General features: G+C 33.0%; 9 protein-coding genes. 1 reads left to right on the top strand and 8 read right to left on the bottom strand.

Annotated features, from left to right (window positions below):
* Nucleotides 1–130 precede the first annotated feature (130 nt).
* The gene (locus OM075_RS15830) at nucleotides 131–751 is read left to right on the top strand and encodes an RNA polymerase sigma-70 factor (protein ID WP_301191511.1); all 621 of its coding nucleotides are present in this window, start codon (nucleotides 131–133) and stop codon (nucleotides 749–751) included.
* Between the two features lie 405 nt (nucleotides 752–1,156).
* Here OM075_RS15830 and OM075_RS15825 read toward each other — a convergent pair whose 3' ends face one another.
* The 8 genes from OM075_RS15825 to OM075_RS15790 all read right to left on the bottom strand — a co-directional run bounded on the left by OM075_RS15825 (nucleotide 1,157) and on the right by OM075_RS15790 (nucleotide 14,849).
* On the bottom strand, nucleotides 1,157–4,480 hold the full coding sequence (locus OM075_RS15825; RefSeq protein ID WP_301191510.1) for a T9SS type A sorting domain-containing protein: 3,324 nt from the start codon (nucleotides 4,478–4,480) through the stop codon (nucleotides 1,157–1,159).
* Nucleotides 4,481–6,185: 1,705 nt separating this feature from the next.
* Nucleotides 6,186–6,323 carry a hypothetical protein gene (locus OM075_RS15820; protein WP_301191509.1) on the bottom strand — a complete coding sequence of 46 codons (138 nt, stop codon included), beginning with the start codon at nucleotides 6,321–6,323 and terminating at the stop codon, nucleotides 6,186–6,188.
* Nucleotides 6,324–6,353: 30 nt separating this feature from the next.
* Nucleotides 6,354–6,530 carry a Sec-independent protein translocase subunit TatA/TatB gene (locus tag OM075_RS15815; RefSeq protein ID WP_301191508.1) on the bottom strand — a complete coding sequence of 59 codons (177 nt, stop codon included), beginning with the start codon at nucleotides 6,528–6,530 and terminating at the stop codon, nucleotides 6,354–6,356.
* A gap of 113 nt (nucleotides 6,531–6,643) precedes the next feature.
* The gene (locus tag OM075_RS15810) at nucleotides 6,644–8,077 is read right to left on the bottom strand and encodes a glycoside hydrolase family 125 protein (protein ID WP_301191507.1); all 1,434 of its coding nucleotides are present in this window, start codon (nucleotides 8,075–8,077) and stop codon (nucleotides 6,644–6,646) included.
* 169 nt (nucleotides 8,078–8,246) lie between these two features.
* On the bottom strand, nucleotides 8,247–9,161 hold the full coding sequence (locus tag OM075_RS15805) for an endonuclease/exonuclease/phosphatase family protein (RefSeq protein WP_301191506.1): 915 nt from the start codon (nucleotides 9,159–9,161) through the stop codon (nucleotides 8,247–8,249).
* 49 nt (nucleotides 9,162–9,210) lie between these two features.
* Nucleotides 9,211–11,490, bottom strand: a complete 2,280-nt coding sequence (locus OM075_RS15800) for a GH92 family glycosyl hydrolase (protein ID WP_301191505.1) — start codon at nucleotides 11,488–11,490, stop codon at nucleotides 9,211–9,213.
* 460 nt (nucleotides 11,491–11,950) lie between these two features.
* A complete protein-coding gene (locus OM075_RS15795) occupies nucleotides 11,951–12,706 on the bottom strand; it encodes a DUF3823 domain-containing protein (protein WP_301191504.1) in 756 nt (251 codons plus the stop codon).
* Nucleotides 12,707–12,788: 82 nt separating this feature from the next.
* Nucleotides 12,789–14,849 (bottom strand): RagB/SusD family nutrient uptake outer membrane protein, encoded by a 2,061-nt coding sequence (locus OM075_RS15790; protein ID WP_301191503.1) that lies wholly within the window; start codon nucleotides 14,847–14,849, stop codon nucleotides 12,789–12,791.
* Nucleotides 14,850–14,862: the final 13 nt, after the last annotated feature.

Genomic DNA, 14,862 nt, shown 5'->3' with positions numbered 1-14,862 from the left:
CTATAATTATTACCATTATTATACAATTAGCACAAAGCTTAATTCACTGTTTTACCTAAATAATTCAAAATATCATTCACTAATTTTATTATTAATAATTGTTATTTTTTATTAATTTAATTTATTTTGCATGCGCTTTCAACTGACTGAAAAATTTATGTACGACATCGCATTAAACAAAAAATTAAAACAAGGTAATCCTGAAGTATATTCTTCGTTATTTATAGCATTGCAGCCGAGGATGACATGCTATTGTCGACTCTTTATTAATGACGAAGATCAGATTAAAGACCTTATTCAGGATTGTTTTACTCACCTATGGGATAAAAAGGAGAATATTGATGTTCATAAATCTATAGAAAGCTATTTATTTGTTATCCTTAAAAATAAATGCTTAAGAATTTTAAAAGAAAAGCAACTAATACAAAATAACATATACATTGATGAATTACCAATAAATGAACTTCAGTATTTGTATCAGTTAGATTTTACTGAAAAGAAAGAAAAAACATTAGAAGAAAGTTTAATTACATCCCTTAAAGAAGCGATTGACGAATTGCCAACTAAACGCAAAGAAGTTTTTATTAAAAGTAAAATTGAAGGTAAAAAGCAGAAAGAAATTGCTGTAGAGCTAGATATTTCAGTTAAAACAGTGGAAAAATATATTAGTCAGGCTAAAGAACAATTAAGAAAAAAACTTGAAAAAGAGTATGCTATGCTTTCAATTGTTATTGCAATTCTATTTAAGTAATATTATTACAATTATTTTTCATTACGCCTTAATACTTTTTAACAAATATGATAGTGTAAAATACTATTTAATACATTCTCTTTTTTACTATTAATGACAAATGAAGCAAATGCATGATATTAAGCGCCGACAAAAATTATTATGCTAGTATCAGATAATTTCCATTAAAAATAGAAAAACAACACCTCCAAACACAACTGTAATCATTAAACCATAAATCCTCATTCCCTTTTTATGAAAAACCATTGTAATACTAGTGTTTTTATTATGGATAGTATGTAGTAAGTAAACAATTCTTACCTGTACTTTTTAAATTGTTTTACATTTACCACATACTATTTCAAAATCCCATTTATTTTTTTGATACTTCAAAAAATTTACTCAAATAGTTTTCTAATAGACCTATTAGAGTCTTATTTTCTTTACCAAAGTTGTTTCATTATTTTTTAATACGACAAGATAAATACCTGTTACAGGAACTGTAACTAGAGTATTTATATTCTGAATTTTCTTATTTACAAACAACTGTCCAGATAAATCATATATAGAAACATAAGCTTCCGCTTCTCCTTTATAGCATATTTCAACCTGTCTATTTCCTTTATTATTTACACGAATATCAGCATTACTTTGGACACTCGCCTCATCAACATTTGTTGTAAGTTCTTCACTAGTATATAAACCTATTTCTGAAAATTGTAATACATCTGAGCCATCTGTTGATTCAACCCTAAAGCAATAATATTGATACGGAACAGGATCTGAAATACTAAATGCAGTCCCTACATAATTCTCATCTGGTAATTGCGGATCATATACAGCATCAATCAAATTCCAAGTAACAGCATTATTAGAACCATACAAACCCCATTTTTGAGGATTACGCCCTGGATGATCTGCATTATCATTGGCGGTATAAATTACATACCATTTTAGAGTCACCTGCTCTTTCATTGTCCACGACAATGTTGAAGGAATATTTTTAGTACAATACTTTGTTGATGTTTCGCCATCTAACATTAGATAAGCGGATTCTGATGTACTTACACCCTCTGTCCCTGTAACCGATTTATCAATTAACTTATCGGCTAGAGAGATTTTACTTAAAACGCTGCTTATGTCTTCATGGTTTCCTTGGCTACTTACTGCACCTATAGTTAGATCTGGAACCCCAACTGTTGTAAAATAAGAGCGATAACTAGGCTCTGTTTCTGCAATTACATCTCCATTATCAAATGTTAATTTATTCGTATCTGGATCATCAAATAATGTAGTAACATAATCTGATGCATTAATAACTCCTTGATAAGCATTACTTGTAGTACTTATATTTTCACTCGAATTACAAAATAGGGCATAGGATGCACCTATTTCACTATATAATGCTGTTAAATCATTGAAGCCATGATGGCTTGTTTGAACACATTCACTCTTTAACGTACTACTAGTATACATACTCAACATGTCTGACTGACAAACTGAATCGGCATCACCCAATAACATAATTTTACTACCATTGATTGTTATTTGTAATATGGTTGATGTATCATTAAAATTACCAATCATGGTTTCGCCTGCTGAAGAAACTCCATCTTCGTGCGTATGTAATACATCAAACCATACTCCTTGTAATGAGAAATGTTGCCCAGTATGTAATTTTATATATTTACAATTTGGATAATATGTATTAAATGATTCTTTCATTAGAAACGTTCCTGAATCATAACCTGAATTCATTGTCTGATAAGAGGGGAAATTAGTTAATACACTTTCTATATTTAATATATTATGATATTTTTCAAGGAAAGGATAACTCATATACACATGATCCCCATGCGCATGTGAAAAAAACCATGCTCGTATATTAATCAAACTCCCGTTTTCTTGTCCTGTTATTTGATACATAAAATTCATTAATCCTTCTAGTGCAGCATTACTACTTTGACGTTCATGTCCTGAATCTACAATAAACAAGCTGTTATCCTTTAATTTAATAATTAATAATGCTCCACAATCAATTTCCCAATAATCAACTTTACTGGTTTGCCCCTCCCCATGAGTATGATCTAGGCTATAAAGATAAAATTCAGTATCGCCTGTACCCTGCACAGTTGCATCTAATTCATCAACCAAATTCCTTGATGCATTGTCTTGAATAATGCGAACCTGACTTTTACTAGAAGTATAATACAGGTAGTATATTTTATCTTCATTGACAAGAGTATAGAATACATTATCCTCAAGGCTTGAGGTAGATGTTTGTACAAAACCATTATTAATCAATGATTGAATGTAATCAGAAAAAGTATCTACACTTGTATTACTAATTACAGCCATTTTACAGTCTTCTGACGTAACTGAAGTTTGGTCAATTGCCATACCAGGCCCTGCATTGTATAAAGGGCTTACAACACCTTCAGGATAACTTAAAAAGTTAGGAAAACCTGGAGCAAGAGTGATGGTAGCCACAGTATTCGAAATAACAAAATCATTATCTGCACTAATATTTACATCTACATCTTCATTTGCCGTTATTGTTATGTCATCACTAATTTTAGCCACCAGGCCTGTTGAAATATCAACTTTTGAACTCTCACAACTTACACCCAAACTTACGCCATGGCTACATATAAGCTTTGTGAAATCAATCTGGCTAAGATTACTTAATGGATAACTTGTATTATCCAATATATCCAAATCATCAGGGGCATCTAAATTTAAAATTGATATATTAACAGGGGTATTTTGCCATTGAAAAACAGGGTAACCATCATTTAACATTTTCCATACACCCGTAATTTCTGTAAAATCCCATCCTAAATTATTTGCGTAGAAAGTACTATTTTTTGCGTCTGCATCACTTGGTAAATTAGCGCCATTATAATTATCAGAACCATAATGAATATTATTTTCATCAACTATATCCAAAGTACTCAAATCATAAGATGTTCCAACTAAAGTTGAATTCAATGAATAATTTTCTGTAAGTACGGCAGACCTATCTGTCCTTGGAATTATTCGTAGAGATTCTCCTGAATTAGATATTATGAGTGGCGAAAGGTTTACGCAATATTCAACTACTGGTAGATATCCATTTTCAATATACCCAACAAGGCCTCCTGAACGCCAAGAAGATCCCATACCTCTTACAAAACCAGAAAAATAACATTTTGACACTGTTGAAGTCTTAGCACTCCCCACTAGTCCTCCTGTATTATAACTTGTACATAATATATATGCAGAGGCATAACAATTTTTAATCAATGCATCTGAAGTAGTTTGTCCTACAAGAGATCCAACATGATCTCCTCCTTTGATATAGCTGTTAGAGACATAACATTCTTCTATTAAACCACCAGTCATAATTCCAACTAGAGCTGCTACATCCTTATTACCAATCACATTAGCATTTTCTATTCCTATTTTTTTTATAGTTGCTCCTGTTGTTGTTGCAAATACACCAACACTATTACCTTCTGTATTATCATAAGTTAAACCTCTTATCACATGTCCATTTCCATCTAATATCCCTGCAAAATTTCCAATTGGACTCCATTCGGCTGTTAAGGTAATATCGGCTGTTAAAATATAATTGCCGTTTAAATCATTAGCTATTGAAGCTAATTCTGTAGCATTTGATATTTCAGTCTGGCTAAAAGCGAATCCAGAACAAAACAGAGCAAAAACTAAGGAAATGCTTATCCTTTTTAAAACGTGATTTTTTTTCATAAACTTATCATTTTAATAAATTATTTTTTAATCATATAAAGAAGTATCAGATCATTCTAATTGTAAATTAAGTTTTAGCTTGTTTTTATGATTTTATTTTTCAATCCTCAATTTAGCTTACGATTCAGTTATTGCTATTATTGAATCTGCTTTTTCTTAATATAAAAGTCATTTATTTTATAAAACGACTAGGCCTTCAACAAAACACACATGATTTAATTGACCAGTAATTTCAAATTGTTGATCATGCATGATAAACCAATCTTAAGTTCGTTTTAATACTCTTGCTGGTTCATGTCTCTCCATTAATATTTAAAATACAGCATAAGTGCCATCAGGCAAATGTTTATCTCTATGCTCTGTACTATTTTTACAGTTGCAAATAAAAAGAATACCATTTTCTGTAAGTATTGCTGAAGGACTTGGTTTAACTAAATCACTATCAAATTTGCCTTTTCAGGTTGAGAAAACAATCTTAAAGGCATTTATATAGTTTCTCTTTTCAATAAGTTGCATTTTACTCATATCGGCTCCCAATCAACTAAATTATTTGATGTTGCCATATAGATGTTTGATTCACCTCTATAGATCCAGCATTTCACATCATTTTTCGTAGCTATAACTCTTTCGTTCTTATAAATATGTAAAATAGATTCAGATTTCGACCATATATCAACAAACATGATTTATCTCCATCATAAGCTATATAAGTCATATAATAAATACCATTCATATCTTACACAATACATGAATCTTCCCATTCATTATTTTTAAAATCATCATTTTCTGGATACAATACTAGTTGTGTTTCGTTGCGAAAATTATCCATCTAAACTGTAACCTAGTCCAATTCTCAATCCTGTGATACTTACCAATGATATCTTCTACACAGTAAATGATATGGCAAAATAATTTTAGAAACGTGATCATTGTCAGCTATAACACTAGTATATAAAGACTCAACCATATGATTTCTAATAAAATCACCACCTAATGTTAAAAGTAAAATCTACATGATAACAACAGCATATCAATATATGTAGCATATGACACCTATAGCAAACTCATCGTTTATGATATTCGATTGTAAACGAACTAAACTAGCTTCTATATCTTGACTAACAATTGAGGTAAGAAGTTCTTTTATTCAGATAATTTTCTCTTTTTAAAATTCTCTAGAATTATCTTTGTTTTCAAGCTAATTCAGCAATTACTTTTGCTCATCTTCAAAAGCAATACCTCTAAATATTTTTTAATTGTTTCCCTCATCTCTAATTGTTTTTCATTAGTAGTAGCCTGTTTTAAAAAAAACCCTACCTAAAATAATTACTTATTTTGATTTATTTTCACAACCTATTAAAATAGGATTATTATAATCATCCAAAATAAACTGCCTATAATTACCATTATTATACTATTAGGACAAAGCTGTATGTTTTTGTAATAAACCAGTAGCTTTACCTTTTTCCACTTTTGCAGCCTACAATCTTGTGGAAAGTGGCTGATAAGCCAGTAATGAATCAACATCAACTATATCATTCTACTTATCAGCGCGTGGGTAAATAGCCACATTTTCAGTCTACTGAGGCATTCCTGTCATATAACAAGACGTAGTAGGAGCATTTGATGAAAATGTTTTAACATATCCACAAAAATATGGATCTATTGCAAGTTCCACTTTTCCCAACTTATTATATACTTTATATCATCGAGCTGAAGACAATACGCCCAATGAAGTTCCATCAGCGATTAATAAAATATCATTTTTAGTTGGTGAAATTTCTTTGCGGTAGTTATCCCCATTATAAGTTTGTGTAAATACATTTATACTAAGTAAAAGCATAAACTACTATTAAAAAAATATACTTCATCTCTAATCTAATTCTTCATAAATTTCATTTCTAGCCTTTTTAAATTCTTTCATACCTTTCCCTAATCCTTTCATTAGTTCAGGAATTTTCTTTCCTCCAAACATTAAAATTATAGCTAAAATCACGAGTACCCATTCGAATCCTCCAGGCATCCCCATAAACAAAAAAAATGTTTTCATATTTAATATAATTTATAAAGACAAGAACCCTGTTCTAGTGTTCTTGTCTTATCCCTTCCCCTACATCCAACAAACCAAACTAATACAAAGCGTCTTAAATATTTTCAATTAAATTATACTAATAAATGTTCTTTATTCTCATTTATTAGTTTTAAAACTAATTCTCCAAATAGTGTATTTGCCCAAGCAAACCATGAACGCGTAAATTTTTGGGGATTATCCTTATGAAAGGTTTCATGCATAAAACCAGTATCTGCATCTGAATCCCGCAAAGTCTTAATACACCACCTAATCTCGGTATCACTTGTACTGGTCATTGCTTTCATAATAATACTCATTGGCCAAATCATATCATAACCAATATGTGGGCCACCTATCCCCTCTCCAAATTTTCCTTTAAAAAAATATGGATTACTATCACTCCATATTAGCTCACGTGTATTCTTATAAACATTGTCTTTTGGTCCAATAAGCCCAAGATATGGCATAGACAACAAACTAGGCACATTTGCATCATCCATAAATGTGTGATTCCCATAACCATCTACTTCAAACGCATATACTTGTCCATATTTAGGATGTTTAACAATTCCATATTTTTGAATTGCGTGATTAATTTCTTTTGCAAGCTCCATACATTGTCCTGAAAATTGCACATCACCTTTTACAGTTGAACTAATCTCTGCCAATTGCTTCAATGACTCAACAGCAAATAAATTAGAAGGAATTAGAAATCCATAAGTAGAAGCATCGTCAGATGGGCGAAAAGATGAATTTATTAATCCAATAGGTTTTAAAGGACGCCCATATCCTTCATTTGATAAAGTATCTAACTGGCGGTCTGTTTTCCTTGCAAAAACATAAGGGCCAACCCCATTCTTACGTTGCTGCTCTATAAATGTTTTAAGAATAATCCTTGCAGCCTTTTCCCAATCCTTATTGAAAACAGATGTATCTCCAGTTGTTTTCCAATAATAATATGCAAGGCGTACTGTATATGCCAAAGAATCAATTTCCCATTTGCGTTCATGAACACCTTTTTTCATTTCAGTGTTATCACTCTCCCAATGCGACTTTTCCTCAATACTTTTATTAAAAGCATTTGCGTATGGATCAATCAAAACACATTTGGTTTGACGAAAAACAACGCCAGCAATTAAGCTTCTTAATTGCTTATCTTTCTTTGCTAATGGCAAATAAGGCCAGACCTGAGCTGTTGAGTCCCTTAACCACATAGCATGAATATCACCTGTTATAACAAAAGTATCAGGTTGTCCATTTATCAAGTTATACTCAACAGTTGTATCTAATGTATTAGGAAAACAATTCTCAAACATCCACGCTAGCTTTGGATCTTTAATTCTCGATTTTGCTTCCGTTATTACTTTTTCTACTTCTTCAGAAGAGAACTTCCTTTTGTCGATTGATGGGCGCTTACTTATATACATGCTTGTATTGTTAGCACCTAATAATGATGCTTTAGGAAGCAATGCCATACCTGCTAATGCAATTGCACTGTTTTTAAAAAAATCTCTTCTATTACTCATAGCTATTTCCTAATTTATTATTAAGTAAAATACTCATTATTCATTTCTATATTTCATAAATAAGATGGGGGCATCCCCCCATCTTAAAACAGCCTATAACTGTCTACAAATACTAACAATCAAAAATATCCACTCGTATATTAAATCAATTTTATAGTTCTATTACTTTCTATTCATAGATTAATTCTACTTTTACAGGAAAATGGTCAGAAGGCACTCTAGCAACACAATTATTGTAAGTTACTTCGTTTGGAAAATTATCTGAACCTTCCGATATACTATCACCATTAAATACCCGATACGTATCAGTTAAAACACCATAACGAGACACTTTAAATCCAGCACTAACAAAAACATGGTCAATGCGGCTAGTTGTCATCGATTCTGATTTAAAATCATTAAATGTCCCATTTAAAGCATACCTAATATTGGCAACTTTATAACTATCCTTTAATAGATCAGACTCAACAAGAATCTTATAGTTTGGGCTATACTGGTCTACATTAAAATCTCCTGTCAAAACAACTGGTAAACTGTCAGTAAACTGAGTTATTCTCTCCAAAACTAGCTTTGCACTATTCTTTCGTGCCTCCACTCCCACATGATCCATATGAAGATTCAGAAATAAGAATTCAAAACCGCTATCCTTTACCCTAAATTTAGCCCATGTACAAATACGTGGCAACGCAGCATCCCAACCCTTATTAGGATAACTAGTATCCTCAGAAAGCCAAAAATTACCGGAATCAAGTACTTTAAATTTATCTTTTCTATAAAATATTGGAGCATACTCTCCTTTTGTTTTACCATCATCACGGCCAACTCCCACATAACCATAACCAGATAATCGTTGCAACATGTCAAGTAACTGTTCATGTAATACTTCCTGGGCTCCAAATATTTCTAGAGCGTGAAAATTAATCATCCCACAGATAACATCACAGCGTTGACACCAAGGGTTACCGTTTATAGAATCAGCAGTATTTTTATAACGTATATTATAGGTCCCTACTGTAATACTTTGCGCATAGATAGAACTTACACCAAATAATAGCGAAACAAAAATTAAAATCACCAACCTCATTATCTCAAACTTCAAAAATTACAAACACTATGTAAATGATAATATACCCTTATCGATCATTAGAAAAAGAATATGGCAAATCAGATTTTTTTGTTCCCCTACTTTTATTTGGCTTTGCAGACATTTGGAACTTAATATTAACCCCATCTGTTAGTTGCTGATGATTTAGATAATTTTTAGAATAGTTTTTACCATCTACATACATATTATCAATATAAACATCTTCATTACTATTATTATCTGTTTCAATTTCAATTTGATTACCATTTTCAAGATTAATAACAGCTTTTTCAAAAAGAGGTGAACCTATAATATATTCATCTGTACCCGGGCATACAGGATAAAATCCTAAAGCAGAAAATACATACCATGCAGATGTCTGTCCATTATCTTCATCTCCACAATATCCATCAACATTTGCATTATAAAGCTTTTTCATCACCTCCCTTACTTTCTGTTGTGCTTTCCACGGTTCCTTTGAATAATTATACAAGTAGATCATATGCTGTATTGGCTGGTTTCCATGTGCATAATTGCCCATATTCATAATTTGCATTTCACGAATCTCATGTATCACTGAACCATAATAGCTATCATCAAAGATTGGAGGTAAATTAAAAACAGAATCAAGCATACTATTAAATTTAGTGTAACCTCCCATAAGGCTAATTAGCCCTTCTGGGTCATGAAAAACAGACCAGGTGTAGTGCCAACTATTGCCTTCCGTAAATGCATCTCCCCATTTTAATGGATTAAAAGGACTTTGGAATGTACCATCCTGATTTTTACCCCTCATTAAGTTATGGCTAGGATCAAAAACATTCTTGTAATTCATTGCTCGATGAGCATATATTTCAATTTCTGACTTTGGTTTTCCCAGTTCTTTTCCTAACTGATATATACACCAATCGTCATAAGCATATTCTAATGTCCTTGCAACATTTTCTTTTATATCAACATCATAAGGGACATATCCCAATTTATTGTAATAATCATAACCCAATCGGCCTGTTGAACTAACGGTAGGATGGTTTGAATTTGCCCCAGCAACTACAGCTTCCCAAAGAGTTTCTGCATCCTGAACTTTTATGCCTTTCAAGTAAGCATCCGTGACAACTGAAGCAGAGTTATTCCCAACCATACAGCCTCTATGGCCAGGACTAGCCCATTCAGGAAGAAACCCACTTTCTTTATATGTATTAACTAATCCTTCTTGCATTTTCTGATTCATCGAAGGATATACCAGATTAAGAAAAGGAAATAAAGCACGGAAAGTATCCCAAAAACCTGTATCGGTAAACATATATCCAGGCAATACTTCACCATTATATGGGCTATAATGCACTACTTTCTGATTTGCATCAAATTCATAAAAATTACGTGGAAACAATACTGCTCTATACAATGATGAATAAAAAGTCCTTAAGTTGTCTATATTATCATCTGTTGCAACAATCTTCCCAAGAACATTATTCCACTCATCTCTTCCTTCAGCCTTAATTTGGTCAAAAGTTTTATCACCTAACTCTTGTAAATTTAACTCAGCTTGCTCTATGCTTATAAAAGACGATGCAATTCGAGCATGAACCTTTTCGCCCTTTTTTGTAGAAAAACCAATGATAGCACCCGCATGGTCACTAACTAATTCTTTTGCCCCATCAATGATATTATTTTTGTCAACAGTAGACATATATGTAAAAGTTTTATCAAAAACTATTACAAAATAATTTTTAAAATTATCCGGAACACCACCGCTATTTTTAGTTGTATATCCTATTATTTTATTTTGCACAGGCAATATTTTCACAAATGAGCCATTATCAAATGCATCAATTACAACATATGATTGCTCTTTTTCTGGAAAGGTAAACCTAAATATGGATGCACGTGATGTAGGCGCAATTTCTGTTTCAACATCATGGTCCGCAAGGTAAACCTTATAATAATATGGCGTTGCAACCTCTGCCTTGTGAGAAAACCAACTTGCCCGTTCGTCATCTTTAAATGTCAATGCTTTGGTAACCGGCATGATTGAAAACTGCCCATAATCATTGATCCATGGGCTCGGTTGATGTGTTTGTTTAAACCCTCTAATTTTATCATGCGTATAAACATATTGCCACCCATCTCCCATGCCGCCAGTTTGTGGAGTCCAAAAATTCATACCCCAAGGCCTAGCAATTACAGGATAAGTATTACCTGTTGACAATGAATGTTTTGATTGCGTACCAACAAGTACATTAACGTAATCTACCAAGTTTTTGGTTTGCCCATTAATATTTGCAATAACAGATACACAAAATGCTACATATATTATTAATCGTTTCATATGTCTAAATTGTTTTTTAATGCCATATGGAACTCACCAATTTAGTCATCCTCGTGTGTGAGAACTTTTTCTCATGGTTCGTTTCATCTGTTTATATTGTTTTTTTATATCATCTGAAACTCCCCATTTTTTCCACCTTCAAGTGTTAACAAGTTTTACAAATGGCTTGTTTCCTCATAATATTTTAGTTATAAAAAAATATCAATCCCTATCGGATAACAGTCTAACTTTATATACCCAACTCAACAGCTAGATACAAAATAGATAGCCTAACAATTACACTTCGAACTAAACAATAAAGACTATACACAGCTATACTTTACAATCAATTTATGAATTGATGTTAAAGTACATTCCACCAAACAATCATTGCTGAAAACCGTGACTTCAAACTGCATCCCACAAGTTACAAACCACCTATTACTAGGCAGTTGTAACTAGGAAGGGTATTAATTATAGATTAAGGAATTAATACTTGCGTAGCTTCATTATAATTCCACCTTCTTGTGCCACTTCCGATAGGGGTATCATAATTTATTCTAGCTGCAGCTCGAATAAAAACAACACTCCCGGAAGGAATTTCACCATTAGATTCAATCGTGATAGTTTGTCCTAACAAGGAATTAAAGGCAGCACCAGTGTACTCAATTTCACTCGACCAACGTTGGTCTCTAGCCCTATACCCAACACTAGAAGAATAACTAACAAAAAGCTGAATGTCTGTAACATTTAAAAAACTACTACTATAGTCTCCCATAGGTTCTATTTTTTCTTTAAAAACCTCAGGAGTAACAGCACGGGTAACACGCACCTTAGCCTTTACTTTGTTATTACTAACAGTAGGTTCACCAACCCATTCAACTTTTAAAAAGGGCTGTACTTCATATGTAATTTCGGTAACACCGGCAATATCAACTGTTTTAATTTCATCTGCAACAGGCACACCACGGCTATCTTCACGGACAAGTGGAATAAACGGGCCATCAATACGAACATAATACTGCCCTTTAAAGATCTTAGTATTTTGAAAAGTACCATCAGGCATACAGTAAAAGTCTGGATTATGAGTAACATTATCCCCATAACTAAGCTCAGTTAACCTTATCCTAATACCCTCACTTCCCTGGTCGGTCAATACAGGTTCACCAGTTGCTACATCAATGACTTGCCCCTTTAATGTTTCAGCAGGAGCATCATAATTATCGATATCAAACATGCTACAAGAGTTGAACAATATCAATGCGAATAATATATAAATAAATCTATTTTTCATACTACATTTACTAACTTAATACGTTTTATCTATTTGGCTGTTGATCTATGACAGGGCTTTTTGACACTTCTCCAGATGGAATTGAGAAATAATAATCTACAATATTATACTGGAAAGTTTTCAACTTAACCCACTGAAAATGTGAATCAAAAAAGTATTTTCCACTTTCAGTAGAGAAGAATGGGTATAATCCCCTAAAACGATATTGGGCATTATTACTATAAGCAACCTTGTCACGAGGTTCTCCCCAGAAACCATCACGCCCTTCATAGTGTTGTACTCTCCAACGCCTTATATCCCATTTAATTTTATGCTCAAATGCAAGTTCCTTTCGACGTTCCTTTCGAATAATATTTCGACTATCTTCATCAGAAGCAAAATTCGATGCAAGCTCACTTGCCCCTGCCCTGATACGAATATCATTAATAGCATCTGCAGCAACTTGTAACATATCACTCCCATCGGGAGAAGACACCCCAGCCATTGACAACTCTATAGCAGCTTCTGCAGCATTTAACAACACTTCTGCGTAACGCATAAGAATAAATGGCTGTTCACAAGTCCATTGATTAACTACAAAAGAGGGGTCATCTACAAGCCATTTTCTTCCATATAATCCTGTTAGGCAAGATTCTCCATTATCATAAAAAGGTCCATTAGCTCCAGCCGCATTTATTTCTTCTCCGTTATAAGTAACTATTTCTTGCTGACTTCCTTCACGCGGGCTTAAATACAACTCTTTAGGAGTTTCTTTATATAAGGCCAAATGCTGATAACCTGTAGAAGCAGTTTCATATGAATAATCAGAAAATAAAGGTGAAATCGGTTCACTACCAGTATATACACCTGCTCTAATCTCAATTTCTTCATTTTTAAACATATCTCCTGGAAAAATAACATATGCTCTTAAACGAGGTTCTGCATCCTTAAAGAAATCCATTGGAGTATCATATAAAAGATAATTTCCATCTCCACTTGATACGCCAGTTGTTGTCTTAATAGTCCCATCAGGATAGTGGTCAAAACCTTCAAACAATTCAAGAAAATCAGCAGTTGGACAAGTTCCAGAAGCCAAAGGCGATTTAAAAATAAAAGGCACATTATACGCATCATACCCATGGGCATACGTAGGATAGCTATATTCCCTCACCATAATATTCTCCGGACTATTTAGGTCACTAAACATATCCACCATATTCTGGTACTGTGCTTCAGGGTCATTTTCGATCCATTTCTCTTTATAAAGGGAATACATACCACTTTGAATAACCTCTTGGGCAGCTAAATAAGCCTCAGAGAAATATTTATTGGCAGCATTTTGCCATCTATCTTCTGCAAAACCAATGACTCTTACTCCTGTTTTTTGACCTAAACCCGTTAATCGGCCAGTAACTGTCTCATTATATTTTGCCACACTGCCAGCATATAACATAGCCTCTGACTTAAAAGATAATGCCACATACTTATTAGAATACCCACTTATTGGGCTTGTTGGCTGAAGTAATGATATAGCACTATTAAAATCACTAAGGATCTGGTCCCAAGTTTCTTCCTCTGAAGCCCTAGGAATGTCCATCTCATCTTTGTCTTCCGGATAATTAATAACTTTAGTCACTAGAGGTATTCCTCCAAACCTTCGAGCCATAGCATAGAAGACAAATGCCCGTACGAAATAAGCCTCTCCCAAATAATGGTTATATGTATCTTCGGCAAAAGAATTCTTATAATCCGGCAGCTTTTCCAATAAATAATTAGCATCACGCAATAAAGTAAATGCCATTCCCCAATACGGAGTACTCTCTCCTGTAAAAGCAGTACATATACCATCTCGGTTCAAAGCTTCACCTGTACCTTCAATACCCATTGCACATAACCAACCGCTGTAGTTGATACCCCATTGGGCAGTATATTTAAAATCCTCAAATGGCATCTGACTATACATTCTAGCCATATAAATCTCCATACCAGATTCACTTGTCATCAGGTCATCATCACTAATAATATTTTTAGGTGAAATGTCCAAGATATCAGAACAAGCTGAAAATAGTATGATATTAATGAGTAATGCGATATATATCCTTTTCATATTCATATATTTT

It is taken from the genome of Plebeiibacterium sediminum, assembly GCF_026013605.1.
Taxonomy (GTDB): Bacteria; Bacteroidota; Bacteroidia; order Bacteroidales; family Marinilabiliaceae; genus Saccharicrinis; species Saccharicrinis sediminus.
Note: the sequence above shows the minus strand (reverse complement) of the source record. Positions and strands in the feature narration are given on the sequence as shown.

Coding starts and splice junctions, on each gene's coding strand:
- OM075_RS15830 (WP_301191511.1), top strand. CDS start 131: ATGCGCTTTCAACTGACTGAAAAATTTATGTACGACATCGCATTAAAC.
- OM075_RS15825 (WP_301191510.1), bottom strand. CDS start 4,480: ATGAAAAAAAATCACGTTTTAAAAAGGATAAGCATTTCCTTAGTTTTT.
- OM075_RS15820 (WP_301191509.1), bottom strand. CDS start 6,323: ATGCTTTTACTTAGTATAAATGTATTTACACAAACTTATAATGGGGAT.
- OM075_RS15815 (WP_301191508.1), bottom strand. CDS start 6,530: ATGAAAACATTTTTTTTGTTTATGGGGATGCCTGGAGGATTCGAATGG.
- OM075_RS15810 (WP_301191507.1), bottom strand. CDS start 8,077: ATGAGTAATAGAAGAGATTTTTTTAAAAACAGTGCAATTGCATTAGCA.
- OM075_RS15805 (WP_301191506.1), bottom strand. CDS start 9,161: ATGAGGTTGGTGATTTTAATTTTTGTTTCGCTATTATTTGGTGTAAGT.
- OM075_RS15800 (WP_301191505.1), bottom strand. CDS start 11,490: ATGAAACGATTAATAATATATGTAGCATTTTGTGTATCTGTTATTGCA.
- OM075_RS15795 (WP_301191504.1), bottom strand. CDS start 12,706: ATGTTTGATATCGATAATTATGATGCTCCTGCTGAAACATTAAAGGGG.
- OM075_RS15790 (WP_301191503.1), bottom strand. CDS start 14,849: ATGAAAAGGATATATATCGCATTACTCATTAATATCATACTATTTTCA.